Source organism: Rathayibacter sp. AY1C6 (assembly GCF_002931535.1).
In the GTDB taxonomy this organism is placed as follows: domain Bacteria; phylum Actinomycetota; class Actinomycetes; order Actinomycetales; family Microbacteriaceae; genus Rathayibacter.
In genome coordinates this window covers 280,543-296,461 of record NZ_PSWC01000001.1, presented here as the reverse complement: position 1 = coordinate 296,461, position 15,919 = coordinate 280,543, and the positions used below count along the sequence as shown (strand labels likewise).

Here is a 15,919-nt window from a genome sequence, read left to right as displayed (position 1 = left end):
CGATGTGTGACGGGGGGCGGAGGAGGGGTTCCCGCGCGCTGCCGTCGCCGTGCATCCGCCGGATCGCCTCCGGAGAGGCGTCGGGCGTCGGTGCATCCGGTGGCCGTCGGGAGCTCCGAGCAACGGGTCTGGGACCCGGTCGCAGCATCCCCGGCGTGCGGGTGCGCCGCCAGTCTACTCCTCGGGGCGGTCCGGTCGGCGCTCCGCCGCGCGGACGGTCGCGCTCGTCGTCATTCCGGGGTCGGGACGCGGATGACGAGGCCCGCCGCCACGAAGACGCCGACCGCGGCGAGGCTCAGCGAGGACCAGATCGCGTCCGGGAAGGCGAACGGCAGCACCGGGTTCCACAGCACGAGCACCGGGACGAGCCCGATCAGCCAGAGGAGTGCGCGCGCCTGGATCGCGAACCAGCCGATGACCGCCGCGAGGATCGCGACCGGGTAGCGGATGAAGTCGTAGGCGTCGGAGCCGACGAGGGCGAGCCCTGCCAGCAGCACGATCGCGCCGAGGATCCCGGGCGCGAGCGCCATGCGGGCGCGGTCGCGCGAGGGGTAGCGGGCGGCGGTCGCGCGGGACGGCTTGCGGGTGCTCACCCCTCGATCGTAGGCGCGCATACCCCGCCCGGGTACCGCCTGCGGCGCGTAGGCTGGAGGAGTGATCGAGGACCTCAAGAAGCGCTCGCTGCACCGTGCCCGGATCCTGGGCGGCCAGATGCGCGGCCTCGAGCGGATGATCGAGAACGAGGACTACTGCGTCGACATCGTCACGCAGTCCCTCGCGATCCAGAAGTCGCTCGGCTCGCTCAACAAGCTCATCGTCGAGAACCACCTCCGCACGCACATCACCGCGATGTTCGAGGAGGGCGGAGACGCCCGCGAGGCGGCGATCGCCGAGCTCGTGAAGATCTTCGAGCTCTCCAACAACCGCTCGTGACCGCAGGCCTCGTCGCCGCGGCGCGGGTGCGCCCGCTGCTGCTCGACGGGGGCCTGGGCACGGAGCTGGAGGCGCAGGGCGCCGCGGTGGACTCCTCGCTCTGGAGCGCCCGGGTCCTGCTGGAGGAGCCCGGCCGGGTCGTCGCCGCGCACCGCGCCTTCGCCGAGGCGGGCGCCCGGGTCGCGGTGACCGCGAGCTACCAGGTGTCCGCGAGCGGATTCGCGGCCGCGGGCCTGGCCCCGGGCCTCGCGGAGCGCGCCCTCCGGGAGAGCGTCGACCTGGCCCGGCGCGCGCAGAGCGGCTGGGTCGCCGCCTCCGTCGGCCCTTAAGGCGCGAGCCTCGGCGACGGCTCCGAGTACCGCGGCGACGACGGCCTCACCGGCGGCGAGCTCGCCGCCTGGCACCGCCCGCGCCTGGAGACCCTGGCCGCGGCCGGGCCCGACCTGCTCGCTGTCGAGACCATCCCGTCGGTGCGGGAGGTGCGGGCCGTCGTGAAGGCCCTCGCGGGCTCCTCGGTCCCCGCCTGGATCTGCGTGAGCGGCCGTTCGGGCCGCACCGCGTCCGGCGAGCCCCTGGCCGAGGCGCTCGCCGTCGCCGCCGCCTCCGAGGAGGTCGTCGGCGTGGGAGTGAACTGCTGCCCGCCCGGCGACGTCGCCGAGGCGGTCCGCATCGCCCGCTCCGTCACCGGCAAGCTGGTCGTCGTGTACCCGAACAGCGGCGAGGAGTGGGACGCCGTCGAGCGTCGCTGGGCAGGCGACGCGGCCTTCGACCCCGCGCTGGTCGCCTCCTGGCGCGCGGCGGGAGCGGATCTGATCGGCGGCTGCTGCCGCGTGGGACCTGCGGCGATCGCTGCCCTCGGACGAAGCCTGGAGGAGGAGTCGTGATCACCCTGAGAGCCGTGCGCGGCGACCTCACCCGCGAGCACGTCGACGCGATCGTGAACGCGGCGAACTCGTCGCTCCTCGGCGGCGGCGGCGTCGACGGCGCGATCCACCGCGCGGGCGGGCCGGAGATCCTCGCCGAGTGCCGCCGGCTCCGCGGGGCCGAGCTGCCGGACGGCCTGCCCGCCGGCTCCGCGGTCGCCACGACCGCCGGCCGCCTCCCCGCCCGCTGGGTCGTGCACACCGTCGGTCCCGTCCACTCGTGGTCGGAGGACCGCAGCGCCGTCCTCGCCTCGGCCTCCCGCGAGTCGGTGCGCACCGCTGTCGGCCTCGGCGCGCGGACGCTCGCCTTCCCGGCCGTCTCGGCAGGCGTCTACGGCTGGCCGATGGACGACGCGGCGCGCATCGCGGTGGAGACGGTCCGCGAGGCGACCGCGGACGGCGCACTCGACGAGGTCCGGTTCGTCCTCTTCTCCGCGGACGCCCTCGCGGCCTTCGAGGCCGCCCTGGCCGCGGAATGACGGAGGGGGAGCCGACCCTGCGGTCGACTCCCCCTCCACTGTGCTGCGCTAGGCCGTCTTCGGCCGCGCGAACTCGTCGTAGGGCAGCGTGATCGGGCGGGTCCGCGGAGGCATCCGCACGACCGCCTCGAGCGCCGGGCCCAGTGCCTCGCGCCAGGCGCGGTAGCCGTCCTCGTTGAGGTGCAGGCCGTCCGGCGAGTACTGCTCGAGCAGTCCGCCGTCCTCCCCCGCGAGCACCGGCCACAGGTCGAGGTAGCCTGCGTGCGCCGTGGGCGCGAACTGCCACAGGTGGCGGTTGATCTCGCGGATCTGCGGTGCGAACTCGTGTCCGCGCGGCAGGACCGAGGTCACCAGGATGCGCACGTCCGGAAGATCGCGCCGGAACGTCGCGACGATCGTCTCGATGTTGCGCACGACGTGCTCCGTCGTGCGGTGCCAGGCGAGATCGTTGGTGCCGATCAGCAGCACCACCGTGTCCGGCTCCTGCGCGACCAGCTCGGCGAGCCGCGCGACGACGTCCGCCGTGGTGGCCCCTCCGACTCCCTCGTCGACGACCGTCGACTCCGTCAGCCACTCGCCCCAGGCTCCCGCCTGGATGATGCTGTCCCCGATGAAGAGGACCTTCCCCAGCTGGAGTCCGCGCCCCGCGTCCGTACTCGACCGTTCGCTCATCGTGCTCCTCTCGTCGGCGTCCCGGGCGGCCTCGCGGCCGCCGGACCCCTCCATTGTCACCGCTGCACCCGGCGCCCGCCAGGGGAGCGCTCGTCGCCGGAGTCCGGCAGGTCGGCCGCGGTGGCCGTGATGCGGTTGGCCATGCCGTTGAAGATGATGCCGTGGAAGGGCAGGATCGCGAACCAGTAGAGCCTGCCCGCGAGGCCCTGCGGGAAGAAGACCGCACGCTGCGTGTAGACCGAGCCGCCGTCTACGGAGGGCTCGGCGCGCATCTCGAGCCAGGCCCCGCCGGGCACCTTCATCTCGGCGCGCAGGCGCAGGAGCTTCGGCCGCTCGATCTCCTCGACGCGCCAGAAGTCGAGGGCGTCGCCGGCGTGCAGGCGCGCGGAGTCGCGGCGCCCGCGCTGCAGGCCCACTCCCCCGACGAGGCGGTCCATCCAGCCGCGGATCACCCATGCGAGCGGGAAGGAGTACCAGCCGTTGGTGCCGCCGATGCCCTCGATGACGCGCCAGAGCTTGGCCGGGTCGGCCTGGGTGCGGCGCTCCTTGAGGTCCACGTAGACCGTGTGGCCGGCCCACTCCGGGTCGCTCGGCAGCGGATCGCTGGGAGCGCCGACGACCTCCGCGTTCTGCCAGCTCGTCTCGATCTCGCCCGCCTGCATCTTTCCCAGCGCGAGCCGGACGGCGCGGCGGTAGGAGGTCAGCCCGCCCTCGGGGTCGGGGATGAGCGCGCGGATGTCCTGCTCGTGCACGACGCAGTCGTACTGCAGCGAGGCGATGATGGGCACCGCGAGCGAGCGCGGGATCGGCGTGACCAGGTTGACCCACTGCGAGGCCAGCCACGGGGTGAACACCGGCAGGGACGCGATCGGCCGCTGCGGGAGCCCGGCCTCGACCGCGTAGCCGTTCATCATCTGGCCGTAGCGGAGCACGTCGGGCCCGCCGATGTCGAAGGTGCGGTTGAGCGTGGCGTCCTCGAGCGACGCGGAGCCGATCAGGTAGTGCAGCACGTCGCGCACGGCGATCGGCTGGATGAAGTTGCGCACCCACTGCGGCGCGGGCATGTACGGCAGCACGTCGGTGAGGTGGCGCACCATCTCGAACGAGGTCGACCCGGAGCCGATGATCACGCCCGCCTGCAGGGCGATCGTCGGCACTCCCGACTCCATCAGGATCCGGCCCACCTCCGCGCGCGAGCGGAGGTGCTTAGAGAGCTCCTGGCCCTCGGGGTGCAGGCCGCCCAGGTAGACGATGCGGCCGACGCCGGCCGACTCCGCGGCCGTGGCGACGTTGTGCGCGGCGCGGCTCTCGACCTCCTCGAAGTGGGCGTGATCGTTGCCCGAGCCCATCGAGTGGACGAGGTAGTAGAGGACGTCGACGCCCTCGACCGCGGCCTCCAGCGACTCCGGATCGCCGAGATCGCCCTGGGCGACCTCGACCTCCTCCGCCCACGGCACGTCGACCAGCTTGCGCGGGTCGCGCACCAGGACGCGCACCCGGAAGCCCGCCTCGAGGAGGCGCGGCGTCAACCGGCCGCCGATGTAGCCGGTCGCGCCGGTGACGAGCGCGAGGGGGCGCGCCGAGTCGGAGGGGGTTTCGCTCATGCGGCCACGGTACGCCGATGGCCCCGGGACCTCTCCCGCTGGTGCGGGCCCGCGGCCCCTGCTAGGCGGCGCCCGGCATCCCGCTCAGTCGATGCCGAGGACCTCGCGGACCTGCACCACGTCGTGGTTCATCTGGCGGATGAGGGGCTCGACGCCCTCGTAGGCGACCTGGCCGCGGATCCGGCCGACGAACGCCACGTCGACCACGCGATCGTAGAGGTCGAGGGTGTCGAGCGTCTGATCGAGCACGTACGCCTCGACCTGCTTGGGCGGCACTCCGACGAAGGTCGGGTTGCTGCCGACCGAGATCGCGGCGGGATGCGTGACGCCGTCGGTGGTGAGCCGGCCCGCGTAGACGCCGTCGGCCGGGATCAGGCCCTGCGACTCCGGCGAGAGGTTCGCGGTCGGGAAGCCCAGCTCGCGGCCGCGCTTCGCTCCGTGCACGACCACGCCGCGGACGACGGGCTCGTGCCCGAGCAGGCGCGTCGCGTGCTCCACATCGCCCTCGGCCAGCAGCTCGCGGATCCAGGTGGAGGAGACGCGGCGCCCGTCCTCGGGCCGCACGTCGTCGATCAGCTCCACCTCGAATCCGTGCTGCCCGCCAAGCACGCGCAGCAGGTCGACGTCGCCCGCTCCCCGGGCGCCGAAGCGGAAGTCGGAGCCGACGAGGACCACGCGGGCCTCGAGCGCCTCCACCAGCACCTGCTCGACGAACTGCTCGGGCGAGAGCGCCCGGAACGCCTCGTCGAAGGTGAGCAGCAGCGTCGCGTCCACGCCGGTCCCGGCGAGGAGCTCGAGCTTCTGCTCGTTGCCGACCAGGACGGGCGGGCACTTCTCCGGCGCGATCACGCTGAGCGGATTGCGGTCGAAGGTGACGACGACGGCGGCGAGCCCCTGCTCGCGGGCCCGCTCGTGCAGCCGGCCGATGACGGCCCGATGCCCGGAGTGGACGCCGTCGAACTTGCCGATCGTGACGGCGGAGGGTCCGATCCCGGCCAGGTCGCCGGGGCGGGTCTCGACGCGCATCAGGCGGCCGCCCGGGCCGTGCGCCGCCCCTGCACGCGGAGCCACCAGAGACCGAGCACGGGCAGGACGAGCGGGATGAGCAGGTAGCCGGCGCCGAAGGCCGCCCACACCGTCGACTGGCGCCCGAACGGGTCGGCGCTCGCGAGCCCGAGGAGCTGCGGAGCGAGGAGGCTGAGCGCGCCGACCACGAGCACGCCCACCAGCTCGAAGGTGATCGTCACCCACGCGACCCGCTGCCAAGCGCGGCCCGGGACGATCAGGGCGATCGTCGCGACGATGTACACGACGGCCGAGAGCGCCGAGAGCGAGAACGCCAGCGGCGCCTCGTCGAACCGGTCGATGATCTGGAAGACGGAGCGCCCCGTCGCGGCGAGCGCGAGGATCCCGTAGACCACGACCAGGAGGCTGCCGATCCCGCGCGAGCGGGCGGAACGGGTCGGCTCTCCGCTCCCGGGGGCCGAGGGGACTGAGGGGTCGTGAGCGGCCCGTCCGGACGCATCGCTGGCTGGTTTCGACATCGCACGTCCATGCTAGGCGCTCGCCGGGCCGGGCCCGGTGGCGGGCCCGATCAGGCGCTCTGGAAGAACCAGATCTGGTGCATCCGGTAGACCATGACCGCGATCGAGAGGCAGGCGACGCCCAGGATCACGGTGCTCCAGCGGCTCCGCTCGATGAGCGCCCAGAACCCGGCAGCGAGCGGCAGGAGCAGCGCCGAGATCAGGTAGATGTAGTACTCCGGCAGGCTCCCCGACGGGCGGTTGCCGACCAGCGGCGACACGATCGCGACCGCCAGCTGGACGATCAGCAGCAGCTCGACGATCGCCGTCGCGCCGACCGAGACGTCCGAGGGACGGCGGGCGAGCAGCCCGAGCACGAGGCAGAGCAGGCCGGCCGCGACGGCGATCCCCACCTGGAGGATCGTGAACCACTCGATCACGAGGCGGCCGTCCGCAGGTCCTCGGTCGGGAAGTTGACGACGCTCTTGAGCTGGGTGCCGCGCCGCTCGGCGAGGCCGATCAGCCGCTCCCCCGGGCCGACCGCGGCGAGGAGGCCCTTCGCGCCCGCCACCGCCTCCGGGGCCGGGATGCGCTTGCCGTTCGCGAGATCGCCCGCCTCCTGGGCGTCGAGGCGCAGCAGGGGGAACAGCTCGCCCGCCACGAGCGTCGGCGGCAGGAGCGCGGCGGGGACGTCGAGCTCGTCGATCTCGCCGGCCTGGGCCACGGAGAAGGGGCCGACCGCGGTGCGCCGCAGCGCGGTCAGGTGGCCGCCGACTCCGAGGGACGCGCCCAGGTCGCGGGCGAGCGCGCGGATGTAGGTGCCGGAGGAGCAGGTGACGCGCACGTCCAGGTCGAGGAACCCCTCGACCGGGCGGCTCGCCAGGACGGCGAACTCCGAGACGGTCACGGGGCGGGAGGCGAGCACGACCTCCTCGCCGTCGCGGGCGCGGGCGTAGGCGCGGCGGCCGTCCACCTTGATCGCGCTGACCGTGCTCGGGACCTGCTCGATCGCTCCGGTGAGGGCCGCGATCGCGTCGGACACCGACTCCGGGGCGAGGGCCGCGACGAGGCCGGGCTCCGCCGAGGCGAGCACCTCGCCCTCCTGGTCGTCGGTGGTGGTGGAGGAGCCCAGCCGGATCGTCGCCTCGTACTGCTTGTCGAGGCCGACGAGGTAGGTGAGCAGGCGCGTCGAGGGGCCGAGACCGAGGATCATCAGCCCGGTCGCCATCGGATCGAGCGTCCCCGCGTGGCCGACCTTGCGGGTCCCCGCGCGGCGGCGGGTCCGCGAGACGAGGTCGTGGCTGGTGATGCCGCCGGGCTTGTCCAGCAGGAGGATCCCGTTCGGAGCCGGGGCGGGGGTCTCGAGCACGGGTGCGAGGATACACGGACGGATCGGGAGTACCCCCGGGGTGGAGCCGGAGCCCTCGCCCGCCCGTCCTAGGCTGTCCGGATGAGGATCGCAGTACTCGGAGCAGGCGCCGTCGGCGGCACCATCGCCGCCCTTCTCGACCGCGCCGGGCACGACGTCGAGGTCACCGCCCGAGGCGACCACCTCACCGCGATCCGCCGGTCGGGGATCCGGCTCGACGGGGCGTGGGGCGAGCACACCGCCTGGGTCCGCTGCGGCGAGTCCCTCGACCTGGTGCCCGATCTCGCCTTCGTCTGCACGAAAGCGCAGGACGCCGAGGACGCGCTGCGCACCAACCGCCGCACGGTCGACGGCACCCTCGTCGTCGTCGTCCAGAACGGACTGGACGGGCTCACCGCGGCGGCCCGGCAGGTGCGCGACGCCCGGCTCGTGGGTGCTCTCGCCCTCTTCGCCGCGAGCCACCTCGAACCCGGCCGCGTCACCGTCACGGCTCCTGCCACGACCACGCTCGGCGTCCCCGGCCGCCCGGCCGACGACGACGTGCGACGGGCCGCCGCCGTGCTCGGCGAGGCGGTCCCCACCGCCGTCACCGACGACTTCACCGGAGCGCAGTGGACGAAGCTGCTGATCAACGAGGTCAACGCCCTGCCCGCGATCACCGGGCTCTCGGTCCAGGAGACGATCGACGATCCGGGGCTGCGGCGCGTCCTCGCCCGGTCGATGCGCGAGGCCGCCCGGACGGGCTTCGCGTCTGGCGTCCGCTTCGGCTCGCTGCAGGGACTCTCGAACACGTCCGTCCGCGCCCTGGCCGCCGCTCCCCTGCCCCTGGTCGAGCTGCTCCCCCGCCGGATGGCCGCGCGGATGGGCGAGGTGCCGAACCCCGGGTCGACGCTGCAGAGCGTCCGCCGCGGAGTGCCGAGCGAGATCGACCACCTGGCCGGGGCCGTGGTCCGCACCGCTCACCGCGGCGGGCGCGAGGCACCGGTCAACCAGCTGCTGGTCGACCTGGTGCACGAGGTCGAGCGGGCGGGCGCCTTCGTGCCGCCGGCGGAGGTCGTGCGCCGCGCCGCCCTGGTCTGAGCCCGCGGCCCTGTCGGACGGACGCCGCCCGCGGCGGCGGCCTCCGTCCCGAGGCTCAGCAGGAGTCGGCGAAGAGGCGCCGGGGCTGCTCCGGATCGCGGACGTCGACGAGGATCCCCGCCAGCCGGCGCGGGTCCGTCGTGGCGCGGTACGCCGCGTCCACCGGCGGCTCCTGCGTGTCGAGGCGGATGCTGGTGCTCCACGCTCCGCGCAGCTCCGGCCGGAGGGCGAACTCGCCGTCGACGAGCAGCACCGCGTCGCGGCCGGCGGTCCGCCAGCGCGCCTGCCGCGCCTCGTCGCGCACTGCGTCGAAGCCCGCGAGCACGAACCCGGTGCTGCCGCCGAGGGTGAACGGATCGAGCAGCACGCGGCGCAGGAGCTCGTAGTCGTACCCGGCCGCGTAGGAGCGCTGCTCCTCGGGCACGGCGGGGTCGTCCCGATCGGCGCGGGGACGTCGGAAGTCGGCGAGGTGCGCGACGATCGCGTCCTTGCCGGCCCGGCGGAGCGCCTCCGCGAGGTCGACCGCGAACGCCGCGCTCACCGCGGGGTCGTCGCCGTCGATCCCGACCTTGACCCGTCCGCGCCCGTAGTTGTGAAGCACCTCCGCCGCGAGAGCGTCGAGCACATCGGCCTTCTGCGGAGCCCACCTGGTCATCCGCCCACGATACGCGCCGCCGCCTAGTGTGGGCTGATGCCCTCCGACCCTCTCGCCGACGCGATCACCGCCTGGTTCCGCACGAGCGCCCGCGACCTGCCGTGGCGCCGCGAGGGCTTCCCCGCCTGGGGCACGCTCGTCAGCGAGTTCATGCTGCAGCAGACCCCGGTGGTCCGCGTCGTCCCGCGTCTGGCGGAGTGGCTGGAGCGCTGGCCGACACCCTCCGCACTCGCCGCCGTCCCGCCCGGCGAGGCGGTGCGCGCCTGGCAGTCCCTGGGCTACCCGCGGCGGGCCCTGCGCCTGCACGCCTGTGCCGTGGCGATAGCCGAGGAGCACGGCGACGTGGTCCCTGACGACGTCGAGACCCTCCTCGCGCTGCCCGGCATCGGCGACTACACCGCCCGCGCCATCGCCGTGTTCGCCTACGGGAGGCGGCACCCCGTGGTCGACACCAACGTCCGCCGGGTCCTCGCGCGCGCGGTCGACGGAGCGGCGGAGCCCGGTCCGCCCCGCGCGAGGGCCGACCTCGCTGCGATGTCGGCGCTGCTGCCCGAGTCGCTCTCCGAGGCGGCGGCCTTCAACGCGGGCGCGATGGAGCTGGGGGCGATCGTCTGCACCGCCCGCGCTCCGCGCTGCGACGAGTGCCCGATCCGCGACCTCTGCCGCTGGCGGGCGGAGGGGTACCCCGAGCACACCGGGCCCGTGAAGGCGAAGCAGAAGCGGTTCGAGGGCTCGGACCGCCAGGTCCGCGGCCTCATCCTCGCCGAGCTGCGCGCCGCGCACGGCCCGGTCACCGCGGCCGAGGTGGAGTCTCTCTGGCCGGACGCCGACCAGCGCGGTCGCGCCCTGGCCGGGCTCCTCGCCGACGGCCTGGCGACGGGCGGCCCGGAGGACGGCTACCTCCTCCCCGGCTCCTGAGGGCCCGTCGACCGCCGTCCGCGTCGGAGGAGGCGGGTAGGGTCGGCGCCGTGACCGGTCGCCGCCTCCGCCTCCCCCGCCCCGACGCCGCCGTCGAGCGCGCCCTCGACGTCGACCTCGCCCAGGACGTCCAGCGCGCCCTCGCCGCGGTCCGCGTCGAGAACGACCTGCCCGGCCCGTTCCCGCCGGCCGCGCTGGCCGAGGCCGAGCACGCGGACGCCGGAGCGGACGACGAGGACCGCGTCGACCGGACGGACCTCCCCTTCGTGACGATCGACCCGCCCGGCTCGCTCGACCTGGACCAGGCCCTCCACCTGGAGCGCACGTCGGAGGGCGTCGTCCTCCGCTACGCCATCGCGGACGTGCCCGCGGTCGTCCGCACCGGCGGAGCGCTCGACGCCGAGACGCGCCGCCGCGGCCAGACCTACTACCTCCCGGACGGCCGCGTCCCGCTGCACCCCGCGGTCCTCTCCGAGGGGACCGCGTCGCTCCTGCCGGACGAGACGCGCCGAGCGCTGGTCTGGACGCTGACCCTCGACGAGCGGGCGGAGCCGCGCTCGGTGCACCTCGAGCGGGCGCTCGTCCGCAGCGTGGCCCGGCTCGACTACGAGGGCGTGCAGCGCAGCGTCGACGCGGGCGATCCGCACCCCTCCCTCGCCCTCCTCCCCTGGTTCGGACGCGAGCGCCTGGCGCGCGAGGCCGAGCGCGGAGGAGCGAGCCTGACGCTGCCCGAGGAGGAGATCGTCGCCGCCGACGGCGGCTACCGGGTCGAGCGCCGCGCTCCCCTGGCCGTCGAGGGCTGGAACGCCCAGGTCTCGCTGCTGACCGGTATGGCGGCGGCGACGATGATGCTCGACGCGGGGGTGGGCATCCTCCGGACCATGCCCGAGGCCGACCCCGCCACCGTCGCGACCTTCCGCTCCCGAGCCGCGGCGCTCGGCGTCCCGTGGCCCGAGGAGGAGGCCTACGGCGCCTACCTGCGCCGCCTCGACACCGACGACCCCGCCCAGCTCGCCATCATGTACGCCGCGGCGAGCCTGTTCCGCGGCGCCGGCTACACCGCCTTCGACGGCGCCCCGCCGGAGCATCCTGCGCAGGCGGCTCTCGCCGCGCCGTACGCGCACGTCACCGCGCCGCTGCGGCGCCTGGTCGATCGGTTCGGCCTCGCCGTCTGCCTCGCGGTGTCCCGGGGCGGAACGATCCCGTCGCAGCTGCGCGAGGCGCTGCCCCTGCTCCCGCCGCTCCTCGCCGCGAGCGACCGCCGGGCCGGAGCCGCCTCCCGTGCGGCGACCGCGATCGTCGAGGCCGCCGTCCTCCGCGGCCGCGAAGGAGCCTCCTTCCACGGGATCGTCGTCTCCTCGGCGCGCACCCGCTCCTCGGTCCAGCTGCTCGACCCGGAGATCACCGTCGACCTCCCAGCCCCGCTCACGCCGGGAGCCCGTGTCGTCGTCGTCCTGGAATCGGTCGACGTCGCCACGGGCTCCGCGGTGTTCGGGCTCGGCGCCTAGTCCTCGTCGTCCTCGCGGGGCTTCACATAGGGGTCGGCGTCGCCGGCGTAGTCCGCCTGAGCGGCGAGCGACTGCACCTGCGAGTCCTGGCTGCGCGCGGCGGCGAGCAGATCCTCGATGTGCTTCGCGTTCTCGGGCACCGCGTCGAGGATGAATTCGAGCGACGGCGTGAGCCGGGACGTGATGTTCCTGCCCACCTCGGTGCGGAGCATGCCGGTGGCGGCCTTGAGGGCCGCGGCCGAATCGGCGCGCTCCTCATCGGTGCCGTAGACCGTGTAGAACACCGAGGCGTGCTGCAGGTCGCCGGTCACCTGGACATCGGTGATGGTGACGAAGCCGAGGCGCGGGTCGCGGAGACCGCGCTCGAGCCGCTTCGCGACGATCACCTGGATACGTTCGGCGAGCTTCCTCGCCCGGGCCGGATCTGCCATGGCTGGTCCTCACATCTCTCTCGGCGAACCGTTCAGCTCGCCATTCAACCACTCTCCGCCCGGACGACCGGTCGCGTTTGAGGGGGCCTTGCTTCTGGGGCGTGATGCCCCTCGACCGCGCGTCATCGACGGCGCGGGTGGGGTGCCTTCTCGCGGCTCCCTGATCCTCGGGGACCGGATGGGGAGGGAAGGCTCAGGTGCTGGATCGGGAGCCGGACATCGCCCGCAGGCTCGCTGCTCGCGAGCTGCTCGCTCAGCGGGCGCACCCACCGAGACGGGAGCGCCTGATCGGGGTCGGTCTCCCGCACCCGGGGGTGCGGAAGCGCCCACTGGAGGGTCCGCACCTCCGGGACACCGGCGGCCCCCGATTCCTCCCGCAGGGCGCCAGAGGACGAGAGTCCCCTCCCGATCCCGCACGAACAGCGCCGTGAGACGCCGGAAGGCCCGGGCGGACCCGGGCCTTCCAGTGGAGCGGATCAGCCTCGCGGCTTCTCCTTCATCTCGATCGTCTCGATCTCGTCGCCGATCTGGATGTCGTTGTACTTTCCGAGACCGATACCGGCCTCGTAGTCCGTACGGACCTCCGTGACGTCGTCCTTGAAGCGACGCAGCGACTCGATGGCCAGGTTGTCCCCGACCACGACGCCGTCACGGATGACGCGCGCCTTCGAGTTGCGGGTGATCGTGCCGGAGCGGACGATGACACCCGCGATGTTGCCGAACTTGGAGGAGCGGAACACCTCGCGGATCTCGGCGACACCGGACTGGACCTCCTCGAACTCGGGCTTGAGCATGCCCGTGAGCGAGTTCTCGACCTCTTCGATCGCGTTGTAGATGACCGAGTAGAAGCGGATGTCCACTCCTTCTCGAGCAGCGCGCTCACGGGCCTTCGGGTCGGGGCGGACGTTGAAGCCCACGATGATCGCGTTGTCGATCGTCGCGAGGTTGACGTCCGACTCCGTGATCGCACCGACACCGCGGTGGATGATGCGCAGCTGCACCGAGTCGTCGACCTCGATCTTGACGAGCGACTCCTCCAGCGCCTCGACGGCACCGGACACGTCGCCCTTGATGATGAGGTTGAGCGACTCGACCTTGCCCTCCTCGAGAGCACGGGTGAAGTCCTCGAGCGAGATGCGCTTGCGGGCCTTGGCCAGCAGGGCGTTGCGCTGAGCGGCTTCGCGCTTCTCGGCGATCTGACGGGCCGTGCGGTCCTCCTCGGTGACGAGGAAGGTGTCGCCGGCGCGGGGCACGGACGAGAGTCCCTGCACCTGCACCGGACGCGACGGCACGGCTTCGAGGACGGCGTTGCCGTTCTCGTCCGCCATCGCACGGACGCGGCCGTAGGCCGTTCCGGCGACGATCGCGTCTCCGACGCGCAGCGTTCCCGACTGGATGAGCACGGTCGCGACCGCACCGCGTCCCTTGTCGAGCTTCGCCTCGATCGCGACTCCGCGCGCCTCCTTGTTGGGGTTGGCGCGCAGGTCGAGACCGGCGTCCGCGGTGAGCAGCACGGCGTCCAGGAGGTCCTGGATGCCGGTGCCCGCGCGAGCCGACACGTCGACGAACATGACGTCTCCGCCGTACTCCTCGGCGACGAGCCCGAACTCCGTGAGCTGCTGGCGCACCTTGGCCGGGTTGGCGTCGGGCTTGTCCACCTTGTTCACCGCGACCACGATCGGCACGTTGGCCGCCTGGGCGTGGTTCAGCGCCTCGATGGTCTGCGGCATGATGCCGTCGTCCGCCGCGACCACGAGGATCGCGATGTCCGTGACCTGGGCACCGCGAGCTCGCATGGCGGTGAACGCCTCGTGACCCGGGGTGTCGATGAAGGTGATCGGGCGCTCGATGCCCTCGTGCTCCGCGACGACCTGGTACGCACCGATGTGCTGCGTGATGCCGCCCGCCTCGCCGGCGACGACGTTGGCGTTGCGGATCGCGTCGAGCAGGCGCGTCTTTCCGTGGTCGACGTGACCCATGACGGTGACGACCGGCGGACGGATCTCGAGGTCCTCGTCCGTCTCGTCGTCGAGCTCCTGCTCGAGGTCGAGACCGAAGCCCTCGAGGAGCTCCTTGTCCTCGTCCTCGGGCGAGACGACCTGGATCTTGAAGCCGAGCTCGGAGCCGAGCACCTCGAAGGTGGCCTCGTCGAGCGACTCGGTCGCCGTCGCCATCTCGCCGAGGGCGAAGAGGACGGTGACCAGGTTGCCGGGGGGCACCGGCACGCCGGTCATGGCCTCGATCTTGTCGGCGAAGTCCGAGATCGACGCGCCGCGGCGCAGACGGATGACCGTCCTGCCGTCGCCGCGGGGGACGCTGACGCCGCCGAGCGACGGGGCCTCCCTGAGCTCGAACTCCTGACGCTTCGTGCGCTTGGACTTCCGGGCCTTGCTCTTGCCGCCGCCGCGACCGAAGGCTCCTGCGGTTCCACCGCCGGGGCCGCGACCGCGACCGCCGCCGCCACCGGGACGCGGGGCGAAGCCGCCACCGGCACCGGGAGCGCCGCCGGGGCGCTGGAAGCCGCCGCCGGCCGGACGACCGGCACCGCCGGGACGTCCTGCTCCGCCGCCGGGTCCGCCGGGACGCTGGCCGAAGCCGGCGGGGCGCTGGCCCATGCCGGGTCCGCCGGGTCGGGGCGCGCCGGGGCGCGGAGCAGCCGGGCGGGGGATGTTGCCCGGGGTCGGACGCGATCCCATGCCCTGCGAGCTGGCGAAGGGGTTGTTGCCGGGGCGCGGGGCGGCGGGACGCTGTCCCATGCCCTGGTTGCTGGCGAACGGGTTGTTGCCCGGGCGCGGGGTGCCGCCGGGGCGGTTGGAGCCGCCCGAGGCGCCGCCGGGGCGCGGGGTGTTCGCGGCGGGAGCCGGACGCGGGGTCACGGGCTTGGGTCCGCCGGGGGTCGCGCCGGACGCCGGCTTCTCGGCGGCGGCCGGAGCCGCGGGGGCCTCGGTCGGAGCCGGAGCGGCGGCCTCGGCGGGCGCGTCCTTGGCTGCCTGGGCGCGCTGAGCGGCCGCGGCCTCCTGGGCTGCCTGAGCCTGGGCCTGGCGCTCGGCGACAGACATCGGCGGTGCGGGCGCCGGAGCGGGCGGCTTGGCCGGGCCGGGCGTGGGCGCGGACGGACGGGCGCCGGAGGGGCGCGGGGCCCCGGGACGGGCACCGGCGGCGGGGGCGGCCGGGGTCGCCGACGCTCCCGCGGAGGAACCGCCCTGGCCCTGGAGGGCCTGGCGGAGCTTGCGCGCCACCGGGGGTTCGATGCTCGAGGACGGGCCCTTGACGAACTCGCCGAGCTCCTTCAACTTCGCAAGTGCGACCTTGCTATCGACACCCAGTTCGGATGCGATCTCGTGTACGCGTGGTTTTGCCACTTCTCTCCTGTCTTGGGCCTGCACCCAAGACGGGGGCAGGCGTCACGAACGGACGGGTCTCATTTCGAGCCGCTCATCAGTCTTCGCTCATGATCAGTTCACGGGCCGTTCTGCCTGTTCTCTATGGTGTGATCGTGCGCTGCTCCGGCCCCTCCGGTCGAGGGGCCGAGCCGGCCGGATCGTGCGATGTACTGCTCCAGCTCGCTCGCGTCCACGCTCTCGCGTGTCCGGAACGCTCTTCCGAACGCGCGGCGCTTGACCGCGAGCTCGTAGCAGTCGGCTGTGTCGTGGAGCCACGCTCCCCGACCAGGACGGACGGCACGCGGGTCTACCGCGAGGACGTTCGAGTGGAGGACCAGCCTCAGAAGAGAGGCCCGGGGGGCGCGCAGACGGCAGCCGACGCACGTTCTGACGGCTTCCACTCTACTCCCTCCCCTCCGGGACCGCTCCCCCGCACGGCCG

16 protein-coding genes and 1 pseudogene are annotated in these 15,919 nt (G+C 73.7%); 6 read left to right on the top strand and 11 right to left on the bottom strand.

Annotated elements, in window-relative coordinates; translation table 11 throughout:
* Nucleotides 1-230 precede the first annotated feature (230 nt).
* Entirely contained in the window at nt 231-593 is a 363-nt protein-coding gene (locus C5D36_RS01300; RefSeq protein WP_244229446.1) for a DUF6804 family protein, read from the bottom strand.
* A gap of 61 nt (nt 594-654) precedes the next feature.
* On the opposite strand from C5D36_RS01300, the gene C5D36_RS01295 reads away from it, so the two are divergent.
* From C5D36_RS01295 to C5D36_RS01285, 3 genes and pseudogenes are all read left to right on the top strand, one after another.
* A complete protein-coding gene (locus C5D36_RS01295; protein ID WP_104223062.1) occupies nt 655-933 on the top strand; it encodes a metal-sensitive transcriptional regulator in 279 nt (92 codons plus the stop codon).
* Nucleotides 930-1,817 (top strand): annotated as a pseudogene (mmuM, locus tag C5D36_RS01290) (homocysteine S-methyltransferase). The gene C5D36_RS01295 and the pseudogene mmuM overlap by 4 nt, the downstream one beginning before the upstream one ends.
* Complete coding sequence (locus C5D36_RS01285) at nt 1,817-2,335, top strand: O-acetyl-ADP-ribose deacetylase (protein ID WP_374953766.1); 519 nt, start codon at nt 1,817-1,819, stop codon at nt 2,333-2,335. Before mmuM ends, C5D36_RS01285 begins: the two are co-directional and overlap by 1 nt.
* Nucleotides 2,336-2,383: 48 nt before the next feature.
* Here the strand turns inward: C5D36_RS01285 and C5D36_RS01280 are convergent, their stop codons facing one another.
* The 6 genes from C5D36_RS01280 to truB all read right to left on the bottom strand — a co-directional run bounded on the left by C5D36_RS01280 (nt 2,384) and on the right by truB (nt 7,503).
* Nucleotides 2,384-3,007: a GDSL-type esterase/lipase family protein gene (locus C5D36_RS01280; protein WP_104225671.1), complete on the bottom strand. Its 624-nt coding sequence runs from the start codon at nt 3,005-3,007 to the stop codon at nt 2,384-2,386.
* A gap of 56 nt (nt 3,008-3,063) precedes the next feature.
* The gene (locus C5D36_RS01275; RefSeq protein ID WP_104295013.1) at nt 3,064-4,611 is read right to left on the bottom strand and encodes an SDR family oxidoreductase; all 1,548 of its coding nucleotides are present in this window, start codon (nt 4,609-4,611) and stop codon (nt 3,064-3,066) included.
* An 84-nt stretch (nt 4,612-4,695) separates the two neighbouring features.
* Nucleotides 4,696-5,637 carry a bifunctional riboflavin kinase/FAD synthetase gene (locus C5D36_RS01270; protein WP_104233805.1) on the bottom strand — a complete coding sequence of 314 codons (942 nt, stop codon included), beginning with the start codon at nt 5,635-5,637 and terminating at the stop codon, nt 4,696-4,698.
* Nucleotides 5,637-6,155 (bottom strand): hypothetical protein, encoded by a 519-nt coding sequence (locus C5D36_RS01265; RefSeq protein WP_258062831.1) that lies wholly within the window; start codon nt 6,153-6,155, stop codon nt 5,637-5,639. Before C5D36_RS01265 ends, C5D36_RS01270 begins: the two co-directional genes overlap by 1 nt.
* A gap of 50 nt (nt 6,156-6,205) precedes the next feature.
* The gene (locus tag C5D36_RS01260; RefSeq protein ID WP_104223058.1) at nt 6,206-6,574 is read right to left on the bottom strand and encodes a hypothetical protein; all 369 of its coding nucleotides are present in this window, start codon (nt 6,572-6,574) and stop codon (nt 6,206-6,208) included.
* Nucleotides 6,571-7,503, bottom strand: coding sequence for a tRNA pseudouridine(55) synthase TruB (gene truB / locus C5D36_RS01255; protein ID WP_104295012.1), 933 nt, complete (start codon nt 7,501-7,503; stop codon nt 6,571-6,573). The genes C5D36_RS01260 and truB overlap by 4 nt, the downstream gene beginning before the upstream one ends.
* Nucleotides 7,504-7,584: 81 nt before the next feature.
* Here truB and C5D36_RS01250 point away from each other — a divergent pair, with 81 nt between their 5' ends.
* Entirely contained in the window at nt 7,585-8,583 is a 999-nt protein-coding gene (locus C5D36_RS01250; protein ID WP_104225598.1) for a ketopantoate reductase family protein, read from the top strand.
* 55 nt (nt 8,584-8,638) lie between these two features.
* Here C5D36_RS01250 and C5D36_RS01245 read toward each other — a convergent pair whose 3' ends face one another.
* Nucleotides 8,639-9,238: a hypothetical protein gene (locus C5D36_RS01245; RefSeq protein WP_146083678.1), complete on the bottom strand. Its 600-nt coding sequence runs from the start codon at nt 9,236-9,238 to the stop codon at nt 8,639-8,641.
* A gap of 36 nt (nt 9,239-9,274) precedes the next feature.
* Between C5D36_RS01245 and C5D36_RS01240 the strand changes: the two genes are divergently transcribed.
* Nucleotides 9,275-10,156 carry an A/G-specific adenine glycosylase gene (locus tag C5D36_RS01240; RefSeq protein ID WP_104225596.1) on the top strand — a complete coding sequence of 294 codons (882 nt, stop codon included), beginning with the start codon at nt 9,275-9,277 and terminating at the stop codon, nt 10,154-10,156.
* A 50-nt stretch (nt 10,157-10,206) separates the two neighbouring features.
* Entirely contained in the window at nt 10,207-11,664 is a 1,458-nt protein-coding gene (locus C5D36_RS01235) for a ribonuclease catalytic domain-containing protein (protein ID WP_104295010.1), read from the top strand.
* On the opposite strand, the gene rbfA is transcribed toward C5D36_RS01235, so the two are convergent.
* From rbfA to C5D36_RS01220, 3 genes are all read right to left on the bottom strand, one after another.
* A complete protein-coding gene (gene rbfA / locus C5D36_RS01230) occupies nt 11,661-12,095 on the bottom strand; it encodes a 30S ribosome-binding factor RbfA (RefSeq protein ID WP_104246571.1) in 435 nt (144 codons plus the stop codon). The genes C5D36_RS01235 and rbfA overlap by 4 nt on opposite strands.
* A gap of 476 nt (nt 12,096-12,571) precedes the next feature.
* Nucleotides 12,572-15,457 (bottom strand): translation initiation factor IF-2, encoded by a 2,886-nt coding sequence (gene infB / locus C5D36_RS01225; protein ID WP_104246572.1) that lies wholly within the window; start codon nt 15,455-15,457, stop codon nt 12,572-12,574.
* A 98-nt stretch (nt 15,458-15,555) separates the two neighbouring features.
* Nucleotides 15,556-15,879: a YlxR family protein gene (locus tag C5D36_RS01220; RefSeq protein ID WP_104295009.1), complete on the bottom strand. Its 324-nt coding sequence runs from the start codon at nt 15,877-15,879 to the stop codon at nt 15,556-15,558.
* Nucleotides 15,880-15,919: the final 40 nt, after the last annotated feature.